Source organism: Candidatus Accumulibacter necessarius (genome assembly GCF_036625085.1).
The window spans coordinates 34826-53016 of record NZ_JAZKUM010000005.1 but is presented as its reverse complement, the minus strand read 5'-3'; the positions used below and the strand labels follow the sequence as shown (position 1 = coordinate 53016).

At 60.6% G+C, this 18191-nt stretch carries 9 protein-coding genes; all 9 read left to right on the top strand.

The window, feature by feature from the left end; all coding sequences use genetic code 11:
* Positions 1 to 196 precede the first annotated feature (196 nt).
* The 9 genes from V5B44_RS14085 (at position 197) to V5B44_RS14045 (ending at position 18110) form a co-directional block, all read left to right on the top strand.
* On the top strand, positions 197 to 1402 hold the full coding sequence (locus V5B44_RS14085; RefSeq protein ID WP_332359660.1) for a hypothetical protein: 1206 nt from the start codon (positions 197 to 199) through the stop codon (positions 1400 to 1402).
* A 79-nt stretch (positions 1403 to 1481) separates the two neighbouring features.
* On the top strand, positions 1482 to 2129 hold the full coding sequence (locus V5B44_RS14080) for a hypothetical protein (protein ID WP_332359659.1): 648 nt from the start codon (positions 1482 to 1484) through the stop codon (positions 2127 to 2129).
* A gap of 305 nt (positions 2130 to 2434) precedes the next feature.
* On the top strand, positions 2435 to 2788 hold the full coding sequence (locus V5B44_RS14075) for a hypothetical protein (protein ID WP_332359658.1): 354 nt from the start codon (positions 2435 to 2437) through the stop codon (positions 2786 to 2788).
* A 168-nt stretch (positions 2789 to 2956) separates the two neighbouring features.
* Positions 2957 to 5812 (top strand): DUF6603 domain-containing protein, encoded by a 2856-nt coding sequence (locus V5B44_RS14070; protein WP_332359657.1) that lies wholly within the window; start codon positions 2957 to 2959, stop codon positions 5810 to 5812.
* On the top strand, positions 5813 to 8329 hold the full coding sequence (locus V5B44_RS14065) for a hypothetical protein (protein WP_332359656.1): 2517 nt from the start codon (positions 5813 to 5815) through the stop codon (positions 8327 to 8329). It abuts the gene before it with no gap.
* A complete protein-coding gene (locus tag V5B44_RS14060; RefSeq protein ID WP_332359655.1) occupies positions 8326 to 12438 on the top strand; it encodes a hypothetical protein in 4113 nt (1370 codons plus the stop codon). Before V5B44_RS14065 ends, V5B44_RS14060 begins: the two co-directional genes overlap by 4 nt.
* A gap of 17 nt (positions 12439 to 12455) precedes the next feature.
* On the top strand, positions 12456 to 14282 hold the full coding sequence (locus V5B44_RS14055; RefSeq protein ID WP_332359654.1) for a kelch repeat-containing protein: 1827 nt from the start codon (positions 12456 to 12458) through the stop codon (positions 14280 to 14282).
* Between the two features lie 514 nt (positions 14283 to 14796).
* Positions 14797 to 16323, top strand: a complete 1527-nt coding sequence (locus V5B44_RS14050; protein ID WP_332359653.1) for a PQQ-binding-like beta-propeller repeat protein — start codon at positions 14797 to 14799, stop codon at positions 16321 to 16323.
* 137 nt (positions 16324 to 16460) lie between these two features.
* On the top strand, positions 16461 to 18110 hold the full coding sequence (locus V5B44_RS14045) for a tail fiber domain-containing protein (protein WP_332359652.1): 1650 nt from the start codon (positions 16461 to 16463) through the stop codon (positions 18108 to 18110).
* Positions 18111 to 18191 lie beyond the last annotated feature (81 nt).

Here is an 18191-nt window from a genome sequence, read left to right as displayed (position 1 = left end):
AAGAAGCGCACAAAAGACTTCGCAATGGATCATCGAAAATCCTGATGGTTCGGCCGTTCGGCTTCGTCTAGACTAGGTCTAGGTCAAGTCCAGACGCAAGCTTTCATCCACCAGGGGGGGGCCAGCCATGTCGTTCAGAAGAACCAGGGGTATCGTCACGGACTCTGATTCGTCGGATCCCCGGAAAGAAGCGGACGTGATCATGACCGCAGCGGCACTGGGGTTCGCCGCGTCATATGTAGCGAACGGCACCCCCTTGCGGTTCGATATCGATCCCAAGGATCGGGCCAAAGACCTGACAGGGTTGCAGGCGGTGGTCGGCAAGATCGAAAAAGCGGTCGTGGATTACCTGAAAAGGAACAACCTGGAGCCAGCAGGCAAGGTCAACGCCGGTCTCGCCCCCGACTACAGCAAGGGCGCAGTCATCATGGGGGTCTATGCGTTGGCGAACCAGTCGGCCCCCGTGTCGGTCTCCGATCCGGTGTTGTCCGTCAAGGGCCAGGCGTTGTACGACAGGATAAAGAACCTGGAACTCACCCAATACACGGGACGGGGTGCGTATACCGGATTTGTCGACAACAGGAACACCGAAGGGAACACCGACCCGGTCGGCCCCCGACCCACCGCGCGCTTTCTGACCCCGGACCCGGATATCGTCCCTGCTGACGACCCGACGATGGGCGGGCTACACCCGCGATGGCTCCCACTAACCGGAAGCGCCTCCTGGATATCCCGGTTGAGGAGGGGGACAACCGACTCGTATGTTCCCTGGGGAATGATTGGCGGAGATGCGGCTGGAAAAGAGCCCGACTCAAGGATGTCCAACGTCACCCGTGCGACAAACCTGGCCGACCAGATCACCGGAGAAATGAGCGCAACGGACAAAATGGTATTCAACGGCGACCCTGGCCCTGCTGATATCGCGGCCTATACGCACGGGATGATTCAGGCCATCTACAAAGGCTACTCGCTCGGCCCCAGTTGTACCCCGTACGAAATCGCAGTCGGCGCGGTCACGACCAAGATGGCCTCGTGTCTCCCGTGCACCCTGTTCATGGTTGCGCAAGGGTATCCTCCGACCTCCATCCATCTCGGTAGAGGTGAGTCCTGGGCGCCCCTGTACCAACCCTATAACCCGGGCGGCGAGGCCGAAAGCAACGAGCTCGCGGTCATCCGGGACTTGAACAATTCCTGGCGTGCCAAATGCGCAGAGTGGCTCGCCCTGGGGGTGCAGATACTCGACGACGCTCACATCGCAGACGATCACAGGGCCGCGAGAGATGCGCTGCGCAGTTACCTGGCAAACAATGGCGCGGACAAGACGGTCGCCGCGACGCTCCTACTGGATGCGGCCACGGTGCACGAAAGCGAGTCGGTCCGAATTGGCAGGACCCTGAACTAACCCTCGTTCAATTCGCTAAGAGGCGCCCACACCCAGAGCGGCAACGCGAAGAAGAAAGATAGAGGGCTTTGCATGGGTCATGAATCCGACCCTGCTGGTTGGCACTTTTGACCTTTCCATGGAGGAACCACGTATGGCAAACGAAAGCGGCACAAATCTACCCGTACTGTCCGGAGGAACGCTTTGCCCGGCGACTCTTTTCGACGGCCAGACACACTTTGGCGTGGCGGTGGCAGTAAAGGCTGACGGCAAAGAGTCTTATCTCATGATTCCCGACGCAACCAACATCACCAAGGGACAACCGGTCTATATAACGAAACCTGTGACCATAAAGGGAGAGCATCTGGCGGCCTACTTGAAGAGCAAGAACGTGTCCATGCCGGATGAAGTGAAAAACTTTCTGAACACAACGTCGATCTCCTGCGACGCCTTCTACTTCTCGAAGAACGAACGAGCGTTAACTGACACGGAGAAAGCAGCTTGGCTTGCAGATCACAGCGGCGAAAACGACAAGGACACCAAGGTAACGACGATCAAGGTCGACGACGGCGCCTTCCTGATGATGTTCGAGCTGAAGTTTAGCGAAGGCTTGATTGGCGCCTTGACGGGGGATGCGGATCTCGGCAATTTGTTTGACATAACCGGTGCGAGTTTGCGGGTGCTCAGATGTCGCGACTCTTCGAAGAAGATTCTCGAGGAGTACGCAGCGCTGCTTGGCGAAGAGTGAGGCTGTTGCGGTGACCATGATTTCCCCGGCTGCCGTTTCGACGGTCCACGCCAGGATCCGGCTCCGGGCAACTGCGCTTGCGGTTATCCGCGCCACGGGGGCGTAGGAGCCGAAGCGTCGCGGGCTACCCGGCGAACGGATGGTTTGTGGCTGGGACCGCGGGCCCGATGCGCGAGTGCAGTTCAGGCGGGAGGGAGTTGCAGGCGGCGAGTGGATGAACGCGGGCACCTGGTTCGGACGCGGCTCCCTGCGCAGCCGCGCCGGCCATTCCGCGCCTCGTCGCGCGTGTTCAGGAGGCGTACGACATGGCAGAACCGGTGGCGGTGTTGCTCGAAGCGAATGGCATGTCCGTGCCCGAGTGGTTGAGACCTCTCATTGAAGAAAACCCGGATCTCTTCTATCAAGTTCTCTTCCCTCCCGCCAAGGCGCTACAGGCAACAGGCGGGACATCCGTGGTGCCCGAACAGGCGGAGAACGGTTCCCTTGTCGTGTTGTTCAAGGCGCAGGGCGATGGGCAGTGGATTGGCAAGGTACCCGGGCTGGAGGGAATCGAGGATCTGTTTGCCGTGACGGACCTTGCCAGTGTGCGGGCGCTTCGCTGCCGTGCGGGTTCCCGACGACTGCTGGAGCAGTACTTGCGAGACCATTCTTCGAGCTGAGACGGGGGCCATGACCATCAGGATCGTCGCCAACATGTCGCAGCCGAATCGACGCCGTTCGCACTGGTTCGCGATCCGCGGGGGGAAGAGGTGGTCGCTGCCTTCGCCAAGCGTGGCACGGGATCAAGGACCTCTGCTTGACCGCATCCATCCGGAAGGCGTCACCACATGAAAAAAGAGCGCAAGGAGCGCTTGCTTGAGGCGATCCAGCGAGCGTCCGAGTCGACGCAGTTCGCGCTCGTTCTCGATGCGAGACTGGCGGGGGAACCCGTCGATTTGAGCGCCGAGCATGGCGGTTCCGGCTGGAGGCTTGGCTGGCACTGGGACCTCGGGGAGAGGACCCTCGATGATGTGGTCAAACAAGTGCTGCCGAGTCTGGGCGAATTGCCGCAGGTAGGCATTGCGGACATCAGGCTGCGCAGCATCTACGCCGAGTGCTTCTCGGGTAATGATTACAAGGGCCTGTCTTTCGGCATCGCCGATCTCAGCTTCCTCTACGTCAAGGGCTCGAAAGGGAATGAGCCGCCCACGCTCTGGGGCCTGGTCCACGAGAAACCCATTGTGATCCCCGCCTCCGGGGTGGTTGCAACGCTGATCGGCAAGGGGCTGACCCTGAGTGACTTGTGCATCGGGCAGGTCGCGGGTTTCACTCCGGATATGCGCCGCGCGATGATCGGCCAACTTTCTCAGGCCAGGCTCCTGCTTGACTCCGGGGGGTCGGGTTTTGTCGCGGGCGTCGCCATCGGGGGAATCGGCGCCAAGCCGATCGCGGTGCCCGCCGTTGGCCGGCCGGCAGGGAAAGCGGCCGGGAGTTCCGCGCCGTCGGGATCAGTCGTAAGCACAGCTGGCGGAGGATCGCAAACGGCTGCTGTGGACTCGGCGGATGGCATGCGCAAGTGGTTCGTGGTCGGCAAGACGATCGGCCCGCTGCGCCTTGGGCGCGTGGGCGGCGAGTGGAAGGACGGCAAGATCGGACTGCTCCTGGATTCGGCCGTTGACGTCGGTGGATTGCATCTCGGTTTGACCGGACTGTGCGTTCGCTTGCCGCCGTCTGACCCGAAACCGGCGAATCTGGAATTGGCGCTGGACGGCATCGACCTGGCCTATCGGGGTGGGCCGATCAGCATCAGCGGCAGCTTCCTGAAGAGCGAGATCTCGGTCAAGGGCCAGAAAGCGGTTCAGTACGACGGCATGGCCATGATCCAGGCCGCGAACTTCGCCATTACCGGATTTGGCTCATATGCGTCGGTCGACGGCAGGGCTTCGCTGTACATATTCGCCATCGTGCACCTGGAATTGGGCGGGCCGCCCTGCTTTCGGGTTAACGGTCTGGCAGCGGGATTCGGTTACAACCGCAAACTGACCCTGCCGCCGATTGAAGAGGTCGCCAATTTCCCGCTCGTACGCGCCGCCCTCGATCCAGCTTACCTGTCCTCCGGACCGGGTAGCCTGATGCAGGATGCCATCGGGAAACTGCAGAAATTCATTCCGCCTTCGCTCGGCGATTACTGGTTCGCGATCGGTATCCGCTTCAGTTCCTTTGAAATGATCCAGGCGTTTGCCCTGCTTTCGGTTTCCTTCGGGAATGAGGTGGAGATCGGGCTCCTTGGGTTGGCCGCGATGACGATTCCCAAAGGTAGTGAGCCGGGCAAAGCGGTCGCCTATGCGGAGCTGGCGCTCAGGGTGGTGATCAAGCCCGCCGAAGGGACGATCAGGCTGGAAGCCCGGCTCACCGACGAATCGTACGTATTCTGCAAGGACTGCCACCTCACCGGCGGCTTCGCGTTCTACATCTGGTTTGGCGGACCGCTCGCCGGTGACTTCGTCCTGACGCTGGGAGGCTACCACCCGAAGTTCATGCCTCCGCCGCATTATCCGATCGTGCCCCGGCTGGGAATCAACTGGCAGGTCACCAAGGAAATGAGCATTACGGGGGGAATGTACTTCGCGCTCACCCCCTCGTGTCTGATGGCCGGCGGCAAACTTGCCGCTGTCTATCAGTCGTCCAGCGTCAAGGTCTGGTTTATTGCCTACGCCGATTTCCTGCTGAGCTGGAAGCCGTTCTACTACCTGATCGACGTGGGAGTTGCGCTCGGTGTCGAAGTCGACCTGGGGATCTTTTCGATCAGGATCCACCTTGGTGCGCAAATGCACCTCTGGGGTCCGGCGTTCGCCGGGCTCATCCAGATCGACCTCACGGTCATCACGGTTACCGTCCGCTTCGGTCCGGACAAACAGCCACCGCCGCCGCTCAGGGCGCAGGAGTTTGTCGAGTCCTTCCTGCCCCCGACGCTGAAGGGAAGCCCGGACAGCAGCAATGTGATCGTAACCCAGATCAACAGCGGGCTGATCCGCGAGGAAAAGACAAGGAGTGGGACGATGCTTCGCGTCGTCAATGCGCATGCTTTGGCGTTGACCACCCAGTCACTGATTCCCGTATCCGAGTTCACGGGGCTGAAACCGCAAGACGCTCTCACCTCCAGTCCGCCAGAACTGGGCATCCGTTCGATGGGCAAAACCGGGTTGAGGTCAAGCTACAAGGTCAGCATCAATGGCCGGACAGAGGTGCGAAAGAATATGCGCGCCTCGCTCGTCAAGACCGCTGTTCCCGATGCTCTCTGGGGCAAGAGCCTCGAAGAAGGCAAGGTGCCCTTGCCGGAGGCGCCCAAGGCCATCACGCTCCAGGCCTGGGCTGGCCTTCGGATCTCGTTCGATCCCATTCATCCGCAGGGCGCGCTGCCGGCGATGGCGATTGAAAAATTTGCCTATGAGACCTTTGACAAGCCTATCCCGTGGGACGATCAGTTGAAGGTTGCTGAAACCATCGCAGCGAACGAAAGAAAGGAGATCTGGACGGTGATGGATGATGTTTCCTCACCAAGGCGGAACGCGGTGCTCGCCGTTCTCGCCCGGGAGTCGCCCTTTGATGTGAACAAGGTGAATCTTGACGAGCTGGCCGAGGCCCGTGAATCGTATTTTCAGGCCGACCCGAAAATCTGCCGACTCGGTGAGGCATTTGTCTAGATGAGCGAACATCAAACAAGACTCGCCACTGGCGAGATTCAGTTTCACCAGTGGTGTGAGCCGCCGCTCGAACCGGGCGAATACCATGTCGAAGTCGCGCAGACCGTGCAAGAGCTGGCCGACGACCCGACTTCCAAGGGGAGCTACCGCAGCAAGTTCAGCTTTTCCGTGGCCGGTCCCCGCTTTGCGCTGAATCCAGCGGAGGTGTACTCCGTGTATCCTCCCAAGGGGCGGATTGGCGATTTTGCAAGTTCCCTGCCACACGTCGTTTTCACCCGGCGCACGCTACCCTGGGAGAGGAGCATCATCGCCGGCTCGCGGAAAACAGGTGACACGCGGCCATGGATGGCGTTGCTGGTTGTCAGTGCGGCGGATTTTCCGGCAAAGGACTTTCCGGAGTGCAAGACGCGCAAGCTTGGTGAATTGATCAACCCGGCGGCGAACCAAACGTGGGTCGGCCCACACGTTGAACTTGCCTCCTATGAGTCAGAGGATGATCTGTGCCATACGATCGACCTTCCCTGGGAGGTCTTTCAGCGCGCCGCGCCGCGCCTCGATGACCTTGCCTATCTCGCGCACGTCCGGGAGGTGAATACCGGGGCCAAGGAAACGCTTTCCTTTCTCGCCGATGGCTGGTTTTCCGTCGTCCTTGCCAACCGTTTCCCGCTACCCGACAAGAGTCCGGTGAAGGCGCTCGAGAACCGGGCCTACCTTGTCTCCCTGGAAGGGTTGCAGGATTATCTTCCCGGCGCCGCGAAGCCGGCGGCAGACAAGCCCGTGCGGCTGGCCGTGCTTTCGAGCTGGAGTTTTCACTGCTGTGAGGCCTTCGCCTTCAAGGCGTCGATGAACCAGCTCAAGGTGCAGTTGCTCCGTATTCCCCGGCAGGCTGACGGCGCCGCGGGCGCCACCCTGACGCCTGCGGAAAAACAGGTCTACGACGCCTGGGATCTGGGCTACACGGCCTTGAACCACAGCACGCGGCTCGGCGAAAAGACGGTCTCCTGGTATCGCGGCCCGCTCGTGCCGCTCTATCTTTCCAGGGAAACCAAGTACCGTTTCCTGCCTGCGGCCGACGCGGCCCTGCGCTACAGCCCGCTGGACGGAATGATGGATGTCACGTACGCCGCCGCCTTCCAGCTTGGCCGCCTGCTGGCCCTGCAGGATCGGCACTTCGCCACGGCGCTACACGCCCATCGCAAGAGGGTAAGGCGCCAGATCAATGAGGTGCTGGGCCGCAACCGGCTCAGGGCGTTTCTGGGCACCCCCGGCAACGCCGAGAGCGATATCATGACTTCCTGCGTCAAGGCGATGCAGAACGGCCAGACCCCGCAAAGCGGAAGTGAAACCTGGGCAGACCTTCCACCCAGCAGCGACGCTTTCCTGCGGGAGACGAAGGACGAGAAGGCAACGCAAGCTGGCGAGTTGCAACTCACCACGGATTTCGACCTGACGATCCCGCAGACGGTCTGTCAGTGGCTGGCCCGGCTGGTGCTGCTCTATCGGGTTCCCTTCACCTATCTGGTTGCCGATGAACGGATGCTGCCGCCGGATAGCCTGCGCTTTTTTTACCTCGATCCTGGCTGGCTCAAGTGCCTGCTGGAAGGAGCCTGCAGCGTCGGCAGGAGCGTCGCCCACGATGAGCTCGTGGACGAGTATTTGCGCGACAAATTCCTCGACTTCGCGATAGAGCAGTCACTGGAAGTTCGGACGAAGCCGCAGCTGATCACTTCGAACTCGGCGGCCAATCCCACCGTAGTGACGACCCTTGTTCCGCATGCGCTCAAGAGCAACGAGAGGATCCTGGTTTCTGGCGTGTCCGGGTCAAACGCGGAGATCAACGGTGAGCACCCGGTGACCTGCCTTGGCCCGACGACTTTTTCGCTGCCCGTCGATGCGAGTCGGGGCGAGGGCCAGGGCGGATCGTTTGTACGGTCGCAGCCGTCAGACATCGCCGTGAGACAGCCAGCCGGGAGGCGCCCCAACTGGCCACTCACCGGTTTCCTTCTTCGCTCACCGGCGGTGGAAGGCTGGCAGGGGCTCGAGATGCGCGCCTGGAAAGACAGTGCTGCGACCATCCCCCTCGATCCGCTGCGCATCGACCGCCTGGCTCCCGACATCATGCTCTGCATCTTCAATGGAAAGGTTGATCGCATCGAGGTCAGGCAGCCGCCGGAGGGCATGCATTTCGGCGCTTCCGTCGATGGCACGGGCTTCCGGAAACTTCGTCTGCGGCGGCTCAATGACAACCCTGAGCATGACGAAAAGGACGGCGTCGCGCCGGGACCAGGCCATCAGCTCACTGGTAGCTCCCAGGTGCTCGTTCCTCTGCGAACCGATGCGCCGCGCGTCGTGGAGGTGGCGCAGTTGGCGAAAGCGCTGAAGGAGAAACTCGAGGCACTCAGAACAAGGGAAGCTACGCAGGAATTCACCTCCGCCGACTTCGGAGTGGAGATGGTAGACAGCCCGGGCCGGGTCGTTTTTGACGTAGCAAACCCTCAGGACACCGACGCGCGATGAACAACGGCGACGAACCCGCCAGATTACTGGTGCCCATTCACATCGATGGACTGGTGGTAGGAACGTCGTTCCCATCAGACAAAATATTTCAGTGGACGAATCTGGCCGCGAGTTTTGCGAAGTTGAGTGGCAGCTACCTCTTCGGGGCGGAACTTGGCGGTGACAGCGGTAGTAATGGCAATCCGTTCGAGAAGGCGGCTGACCTGCAGCCGGGGATTCATCTTCACTTTCGGCTGCCGCGGGCCTTGACGCATGGCAGTCAGTCGGGAGCTGAAAAGATTTCCTTTCCTCCGATTCCGAATCGTTGGCTGGTGCAGCGCTACGGCGGCAGCGGCGCAGCAAATGGCAAGCTATCCGGCAAGGCCTGGTTCATCAGGAGCGATGGTCAGCCAGCCGACCCTGCGAGCGCAATCACCTGGCCGACTTTTCACAAGGACAAAGCGGCAGAGTTCCAGAAGATTGGTGCCTGCACCGAGGTGACGGGAACCCTCGCAGAACAGGACGAAGCCACGTTGGTGACGATCACGGCAATCGGTCCCGGGGATCCGGCCTTCAGCGCCTATTACCCCGCGTGTCGCGGAGTGCTCGGTTTTCATGACCCAGTGACGGGCATCCCCGAAGGCAGCCGCCTGTCCTACCTCGTCACCGGCTGGTATGCCGACCCAGAGGACGACCCGCTGGCGAGGTTGCTTGCCGAGTTCCGCGCGAACAATTCCATGCCACCGGGGGACCTCACTCCGGAGCAGCAGGACAAGTATTTCACCGAGCTTCAGCGGTGGGCCAAGGAGCAGGCCTGGAGCATTACGGAGATCAAGCCGCATACTTCGCCAGCGCGCCTTCTCTGCCACGGGTTGGTGAGAGGAATCACCTGGCAGGGGCCAACGCACAACTATATGCAGTCCGAGGAGGGGGCCGCTTCGAGTCAGCCCGCGGTCTTTCCCGCCAATCCGGATAACCACACGAAGGCTTACAAGCTTGCGGTCGGCAATACCGCAGCGGAAGCGGTAGCGGCCCTGCTCGTGCCGGGAGCGGTCGATCAGGATTTGCTCACGGCCCTGCAGGACGACCTGCTGTCTCAGTCCGTTACTGCCGCCGAGCTGCAGCATGAATTGCATGAACGCCGCTTCAATGGCGTTCGCGGCGGCAGCATCTTCCTCATTCGCCCGGAACCCGATCTGCCTGACACCAACCAAACTGCCGGGCCGCCAAAGGCGGCGGGCACCAACCCGATCCCGGCAGGCCTCCGGAAGTTACTGCGTGACCTGAATGCCAGGCAACAACGCTGCGATGACCTCTCTCGCCGTGTGGAGGACTTGCGCTGGCAGGTCTATGCGCTCTGGTATCTGTGGGCCCACGAGCTCAGAGGTCGTGGCGTCTCCGCGCGGTCGAACGAGCTGGACAGACAGCTCAAGGTCGCCAAAAGAGCCCTCGCTGCCGAGCAAACCGCCTGGCATCTCGCCAGGAAAGGGCGGGATGCCAGCGAGAGAAGCCTCCATGACGCGTTGGGCGAGCAATTCAAGACTCAGCCGGATGGAAGCCCGACGTTGAACTCTGGAAAGCGGGAGTTGAAATACCGTTTGGCGTCGATGCCAGCGCCACCCTTCCAGAGGCCGGGCGATCCGGCGATTGCGCTCCAGGGGCCCGCCATGGCGCGGCTCAAGACCTGGTCGTCGACCGACAATAAACTGGCGTGCCGCATCTCCGGCCAGGAGGTCACGGGGATCGCGCTGGCGATCCCGTCGGGCCCAATCCGTACGGTCACGGCCGAGCAGTTGTTTGCCGACCTGTTTCCCCAGCCGAACACGCTGCCTGTCCCGGGCGGAATCCATTGGTCCCTGTTTCTTGAGGCTCTTCTGCTCGATGAGTGTAATGCGGCCACCATCGCCGGACTGGCGTCCAGGCAGCACGAGAAAGAACTGACCGATACCGTCAGAGCCTTGCAGAATCCGGGGAGTACAGCGGCACAGCAGAAGCCTGCTACGGCTCCCAATTCGCTGATCGGTCGCCTGCCCGACCAGAGTTTCCCGATCAAATGGGATGGCAACCCCTGGCTTCCTCTCTTTCTCGTATGGGAAGTTTCGTGGCAGTCTGCTTACGCGTCACCCACCGCGAGCGACGACGCCCTGCCGCAAGACTTGCTGAGCAGCCGGTGGCACCTCGTGGACAACGCGGGCGGCGATCTGATGCTGAAAGACGAAGGACCCTACCCGGCTGGTTCCGCTGAGGAAGCAAGCTATCAAGGCTATGCGATCCTGACCCCGAGCACGGCAAACAACCTGGTACAACGCCTGGAAGCCTTGGACAAGGCTCACCCCCTGGTCAATATCATGAAGAACCAGAGGGTGTTGGCGCAAAGCCTCGACGGCTTCAACGACGCATTACTCTTGCAGCAACCCGGCATTCAACTGCCGCCGCTCGACTATGACAAGTGGCTCGACAGTGCGGGTCAATCGTATGAACTTGCGTCCGTGGATGCCGCCATCAATGACGGCTTCGATGAGCGGCGCGACACCTTCCGTACTGCGCCGCGCGTCGCTGACGGACCGTTCCTCCCGATCCGCGCCGGGCGTCTGGAGATCAAGCGCCTTTCCGTCGTCGACGCTTTCGGCCAGACGCTGAAACTGCCGGTCGATCAGATCAATCAATCGGTGTCGGGGGATTGGGAGGCTCGGTTACTGCGCCGTGCGAGATCGTGCGTGGTCGGCTCGACTGTGGCTGCGCATGACGCGAAGTTCATCGAGCTGCGTCCCCGCTTCACTCAGCCCATGCGCTTGCGTTTCGAGTGGGAAGACGCTTCCGGCCATCCGGAGGAGAATGGCGGACCGGTCTGTGGCTGGGTAGTCCCCAACCATCTGGAAAAGAGCCTGACGATCTATTCCGCGTCGGGCAAACCTCTGGGCGTGCTGCAAAGGAAGCTTGGCCTGAAGTCCGGCAGCTCGGCACCCGCGTTCTACTGGCTGGATGTTCCTGGCGTCGCGCCGGAGGCCATCGACAACCCGTACCTGCGTTACTTCCGTGACTGGGTCCTGGCCCTCATCCCTGATCATGGCAACACCTTTTCCGCCTGCATCGACCATGTGATGGCTTCTACCGACGAGCGCATTCCCGAAGCAGACCCCGGTGTCGCCGTCCTTGTCGGACATCCGCTGGCGCTGGTGCGGGCGAGTCTACGGTTCGAAACGGCCGGCCTGCCGGCGCATCGCCCCGAACTGCGCGCCGCCGATGCCGGCGAAGCGCCCGTCGATGCTCTCCTTGACACGCTCGGTTTCCAGCAGCTCAAGTGGCCTCTGCGTCTCGGCGACGTCCACGCCGCCGATGACGGGCTGGTCGGTGTCTTCCGATGCGCCGCTGCGCCATCGGGCGGAGGGGTCATCACCAGCGGTGCCTTCTACCCGGCCTGGGGTGAGGACAAGCGCGCCGTGGTCGGGAACACGGCCGGGTTTTTTGCCGTCCAGGACTTCGACATCGATTGCATGCAGCCGCTGCAGGTGACGATGCTGATCGATCCGCAGGCGCGTGTACACGCCACGACCGGGGCCCTGCCGCGAGCCTTTGTCGAACTGCCGCCCGAGGATGCGACCGGCGCGAGGCGCGCGCGCGAGGTCTTCTTTCAAACGGCGCCAGTCCTGGGGCTCTCTTCCACGCCGGAGATGCCCAGGCCATCGGACGATTATGGCGAATGGTCGTGGGCTTATCGCCCGGATGTCACCCAGTGGAAACTCGACCCTGCGATCGTGGAAGCCACCGACCGTGCCGCTTTCTCCGATACCTGGCCGGCTATCGCCGAGGGTTGGCTGAAACTCGCTATCGCCCCGGTCAAGGTCCTGAGTTTCTGGGTGCGCGAAGGCGCCGAGGCAGTCGCCAGAGGGACACGCATCCATCTGGCCTGGTCGCTGCAGGGGGCAGAGTCATTGCAGTTGGAGCAGATGCGAAATGACGGGGCGACCGTCTTGATCGCCAAATGGGATACGCAGCCTTTTCCGCGGGAATACGCTGTGACCGTCGAGGCCGATACCACCTATCGCCTCACTGCCTGCGCCGAGGACATGCCAGCGAACGCAAAACGACTCACCATCACGATCGACGCCGCACCAACCACAGCACCCTAGATTCGCAAGGACTTCGCATGAACGACTTCACCATTGCACGAACCGCTGACACGGCGGTAAAAATTGGCGACTCCTTTGCTGCCACCAACCAGGTCGGGATTGAGGTAAACGCCATCCCGCAACTTCCGGCAGGAACTACGGTCAGGGTGACCGTCACAGTCGGTTGCGGCGCAAAGGAAGTTGACCTGTTGGCTTCGCGAGACGAATTCTTGAAAGTCACGGGGCAATCGGCTGGAAAGACGGCGAAGATCATTCCGCTGCAAAACCCACCAGCCGGCAAGAAAGCGTGGAATACCGGGCCTGTCCCGACCGCCCTGCCGGTTTCGATCTCACTGCAAGGCTTCGTGTCCAACACGCCGCCGGGCAACGCCGAAATCGAAGTCCTCGTTGAGACCTCGACGGGTAGGCAACAGTGGTCAACTGGCGAGAAGTCTTCAATAACGGTCACGAAAGAACTGGAACCTCGGGGCAAACCCGACATTCGCTATTTCACGGTCAATCCCAGCTACATTCTGCATGCCGGCCAGACGGGGGTCACGGTGGGCTTTTGCGCAACCGGCTACGACACGCTGACCCTGTTTCGGAATAATGAAGAGGTGGGAAACTGGACCGCCCAAGATGCCGGGAACAGGATCATCTCAGGTGCGTTTCCCGTCCTGGGTCAATTTCCCGAAACTGAAAAGCCGTCGATTACGTCCGTTTACCGCCTTGAGGGCAAATACAAGGAACCCGCAGATCAGACCGAAGTTCGGAATGCTCTCGACCGAACGGTCCAGGTCATTTCCCCCGGCTGGAACCGGATCGCGCTTCCCCAGGGATCTCCGGTCCGGCTCTTCGTCGCGAACGACTTCAGCGGCAGCGGCTCGGACCGGTTGTATGGCATCTTCAAGAACGGGCTTGGCACCTACGCCCTTTATTCCTCGGCCACGGGCGTCGATGCCTGGCGTCCTGAGCCCGGCGACGTTCCGCAACATATGGCGACGAGCCCTGGCATTTACTACAAGAACAAGCTGTGGCTGATCGGCGGCAGCTCGGTCGACCCAGATAGTCCGCGTAATGAGGTCTGGTGTCATGGAGCGGACCAGTCCTGGAAGAGGGAAGAAGATTTTCCTTCTACAATGCCGGCGCGCATGGGCCACGCCTGCCTAGTCTTCAACGACACGCTATGGGTCATCGGAGGTTACAACAATGGCACTGCCTATCGCGATGTTTGGCAGGGCAAGGAGAAACCCGATGCGCAACTCGAGTGGTCTCCTTTGCCGGAAGAGAAGTCCACTGTGCCAAGAGAGGGGCCTCCTTTGGCCAAGCCATGCGAGTGGGCTGGCCGCCTCAATCCTGCCGCCGCTGCCTGGACGCCTCCCGATGGTTCGCCCGAGGTCTGGATATACGGGGGCAGCAAGTCTCCACAAACGCCTGATCCACTGCGCGACTTCTGGTCAACGCGCGATGGTGAAACCTGGCAAGAGATGGATGAAAATCGGCGTCCACCTGTTCCGATCATGCCGGATCCCGGGGCGCCGCTCGCCTCGGCACTCGTCGCCTTTCGGCAGGCGGAATCACCTGAAATGCCCCAATCGGATCGGCTTCTCCTTATGGGCTCATTCAAGGAGTTGGCCACGAATGGGAACGGCAAAGATCAAGGTAACCGGATTTTCTCCTTCCTGTTTGAGTGGCATCCAGGCACAGGCTTATGGGAGGGGCGCCCTGTCTTTGACGGATGGCAGCAATTCCAGGGCCAGAATTTTTATATGCAAGCCGTTGTCTTCAACCGTTTTCTATTCTGTTGGTCGCTCCTGAAAGACCCGGAATCCACAGGCAAGTTGAATATCCTGGTATCTCACTGACCATGTGGGGAGAATCGTTATGAACAAGTTTTTCCGGTTGTCAACCGGCCGCAGATTCCGGTTCAACATCGGCAACCTTTTGTCAATTTGGTTTCTGGCGCTCTTGGCGTGCGCAATTCCTGCGACTTTAGCCGCAGGCGAACCAAGAAGTGTCATCACGCTCATGCCAACTGCCGCTCCTCAGTCGGAGGTGGAAACCGCCGAAATCGCCGGCGGCCAATTTGGCGAGAAAAATATTCTCCTTCGTTTTCAAGCGAGTTCGCTTCCGGCCCAAGCCAAGGTTACAGCGGCTCGCCTCAGCCTCGTTTCAAGCGGACACGCGACCGCCCAGCAGACCGTCAACGTAGCCGAATACCCCTCTGATGCCACGTTGACTCCAAAGCCGGCTACCGGAACTCCTTTCGGCAGCAAGACACTCAAAGCCGCGAAAGAGGAGCGCGTATATTGGGATGCGAGAGAGGACTTTTTGGGTACGCTACAAGGCCAAGTCGGAGAAAGAAAGTTTTCGCTTCTTTTGACGACACCGTCCAGCGCCAGGAGCACTTGGTTTTCGGCAGGCACGACCAACCTCAGTCATCGGCCGCGACTGATCCTCGAATATACCCTGGCTGGTCAGCCAGCGCTGACCCAGTCGGACGGCCTGCCAGCCGTGCAAAGCGCACGGCCATTTCTGCCCACGGCAAGAATTGGCGGCAAGGACAGCGTTGCGTTTTCCTATGTGACCAGACCGTTCGCCAACGCGTGGTCGTATACGCCGGTGTTCCACAATGGCTTGGTCTATCTCATGACCGACAAGGAAGGAAAAAAGGCGCTACGGGCACTGAGTCCGCTCGGTGCCAAGCCTGTCTGGCCGATCGAGGTAGGTGGCAAGCCTGTTTGGCCGATCAGCGTAGATGGCAACCCGGGCCAGCATCTGCTGGTATCGCAGTCCGGTCGCCTCTACATCGTTGGCAATGGCAGGATCATTAGCTACCAACTCGACTCCGGCAACCCGGCCCAGGCTCCGGCGGCCGCCCGAGTCCGTGAGCTCACGGGACTGAACCCTGAAAATCCGCCTTCGCTCGGTCCCGGTGGGAGCCTTTATCTTGTCAACGGCCAGGAGGTTTACGGCTTCAATCCGGATCTGCAGGAACTGTGGAAGGTGACACTGGCTGACCCAAAAACCAGCCGCGTGACGATCGGCCCCGGCGGTCGATTCGTTTATCTTACGGCCAAGAAGGAAGGACTGGTCGCCATCAATGCGCAGACCGGCGAATCCTTTAGAACCCCTCTTCTCAATCAGGCTGCGCTTGCCAAGGCCGATTTTCCCTCTCTCCACGCCCCGGTAGTCATCCTGCACCCCGATGGATCGGAGAAGGTTTATGTCGCCGCCAACTCCGTAAACGAAGGCGTGCTCGCGTGCTTCAACAACCGTTCGGGAGCGATCGCCGCTGCGGAGAATTGGCCGCCCCTGACGGGCCTGTGGAGCCAACCGATACCTGATCAGCTATCGCCTGGCAGTGCGCAACAACCTGCCTCCGGCAAGCAGATCTACGCGGTGCGAGTCGCAGATCAGCGGGGCACACTGACTGGCATTGACTGGTTGACAGGGTCAACAAGGGCGATAGCTCCCACCTTTGCGGTGGGCGATTCAGCGTATCTACTCAACGGTGGCAATCTGGCGTCGGATCAGGCCGGCACTCGCTTCGTGTGGAACGGGGCGGGCGAGGTTGATCTGTTTGCCTTCGGTTCCGCCTTTTCCGGCCGTCTTCACTCGCCGGCTGGTGGCATTCCAGAGCAGGCCCAATTGCTCTTTGGCGGCGATGGCACTTTGTATGCAAACACCGTCGAAGGGGATCGAGTTCTGCGGGCCATCGTGCCGCACTACACCTTGAGCGCGGACTCCGACGCGAACATTTACAGTCCCACCCACCTGTGGGTCGATGGAGCGGCCGGCCAGTCGACGGTGTTGAAGGCAGCTGGGAACGTGCTGCTTGGCAAGGGTTTCACAGTCAGGCGAGGCGCCACCCTGAAAATCGCGACCGGGACGCCGACCCCATGAGAAGTGCACCGCTGCCCGAGCCCGGGATACCGGCGGTCAACGAGCAGGAGTCGATGCAACTCGTCCCCAGCCGAAACCAATCCTTTAGCGGCAGACCATTCCGCTCAGGCTCTACAACACCTAACCAGGAGAAAGTCATGCCTGAACAATTTCGCGGCGACCTGCAAGAGGGGCTAACTGCCGTACGGAGACGACCGGGCGCGCTCGAAGCGACACAGAGCACGTCCAGGGTTGCCGGCAAGTCCGAGCGCCATCACGATTCTGCAAAGCGCCTGGTCTTGGGCCTGGTACCGTTTCTCGTCTGCCTGCTTTTCATGGGTAGCGCGGTAAGCGCCGACGAGGCGTTGTTCATCAACCCCCAAGGTTTGGTCGGCATCGGGACGGCGGATCCAGGCGAGAGACTGGAAGTCAGCAAGGGAAAAATTCAACTCGACGGCGACCAGAAGATCAGGTTCACCGATACGGATACGGCCAACAACCTGAAATTGCAGTTGTGGAGCGGGTTCGGTCTGGGCATCAACCCCTACACCTTATTCTATGCGGCTGACGGCAGACACTCATGGCGCGACAAGAATGGAGCGAATGAGCGGATGGCTTTGACGACCGGGCCCGATGGCGGGTTGACCGTCATGGGAACGGGCAATTCGTCCTTCGCGGGCAACGTCGGCATCGGCATGCCACACCCTGGGAACGCATTGCATGTTGGCGCCAATAAATCGGTTCGCTTCGAATTGGGCGACAAGCAGAAAGTGTCGTTGGGTGAAAACGGCTCGCTTGAGGTGGATGCTCCCTCTACACCCCGGGGACGATTCGTTGTGACCGATGGCGGAAATGACGGGAAGAGCAGCAAGGTCGGCATCGGGACAGCTGAACCGAACGATAAGCTTGACGTGGCGGGGAATCTACGGATTCTGACGGGTTCCAATCCAATTCGTTTCACCTCAGAGTGGAGTGGTTTCCCGGATAACGTCACCAATCAGGCGGAGATTTCCAATGACACGACCGGTTTTAAAACGTTGATGATCATCGGCAATAAGTCAGCGGGCGGAGACAGACGACGAGTGGGAATTTGGGACCAACTCGTTGTCTCGGGTGATCTTTTCGTCACTGGCCGTTTGCTACATCAAGTGGAGAATCAGTGGAGACTGCTAAGGAGCAAAAGGAGTGGGTCTTGGGAATGGAGTTTCACGGACCCCGCAGCTGCACCGGTGCTGTCTGATGTACGCCTCAAGAGCGACGTGCAGACGCTGCCAACGGCATTAGACAAGATTCTTCAGCTGCGCGGAGTGAGCTATCAATGGAATGATGAAGCACTGAAATATTTTACCCGCGACATCGAAACAACGATCTCCGTCGGTCCTGACGCGACGGCGGCAGAAAACGAACAGCTCTGGAAAACGGAGCGGGACAAACGCCACAAGGAACTAAGTACGACTCAGGTCGGCGTCGTCGCCCAGGATGTGGAAGCGGTGCTGCCCGAAGCCGTGACCACGGATGAAGCGGGCTACAAATCGGTGCGGTATGACGATCTCATTCCGCTTCTGATCGAAGCCCTCAAAGAGCAGGACAGGACAGTCAAGGAGCAGGCCCAGCTGGTTGCCCAACAACAGCAGGAGATCGCGCGTCTGGCGGCGGGCAACCTGGCCATCCAGCAGAAGCTGGCGGAGCTGGCCGCCGTCAAAGAGCAGATAGCGCGGCTTGAGGCCACGCTACAACGTGTCGCCGCAACGCAAGCATTAGGCACGATAGACGCAGTAGCGCAGCTTTCCGAGACCAAAACCAGGTGATCGCACAGCAGTGAGCAAGGAGTAGGAGTAACACCAGGACGACGCAGATCAGCCAAAGCGGGAACCCCCCGGTTCTGCCGG

Bases quoted from the DNA above. Each gene is read 5' to 3' on its own strand.
- V5B44_RS14070 (WP_332359657.1), top strand. From the start codon at position 2,957: ATGAAAAAAGAGCGCAAGGAGCGCTTGCTTGAGGCGATCCAGCGAGCG.
- V5B44_RS14055 (WP_332359654.1), top strand. From the start codon at position 12,456: ATGAACGACTTCACCATTGCACGAACCGCTGACACGGCGGTAAAAATT.
- V5B44_RS14045 (WP_332359652.1), top strand. From the start codon at position 16,461: ATGCCTGAACAATTTCGCGGCGACCTGCAAGAGGGGCTAACTGCCGTA.
- V5B44_RS14065 (WP_332359656.1), top strand. From the start codon at position 5,813: ATGAGCGAACATCAAACAAGACTCGCCACTGGCGAGATTCAGTTTCAC.
- V5B44_RS14080 (WP_332359659.1), top strand. From the start codon at position 1,482: ATGAATCCGACCCTGCTGGTTGGCACTTTTGACCTTTCCATGGAGGAA.
- V5B44_RS14075 (WP_332359658.1), top strand. From the start codon at position 2,435: ATGGCAGAACCGGTGGCGGTGTTGCTCGAAGCGAATGGCATGTCCGTG.
- V5B44_RS14060 (WP_332359655.1), top strand. From the start codon at position 8,326: ATGAACAACGGCGACGAACCCGCCAGATTACTGGTGCCCATTCACATC.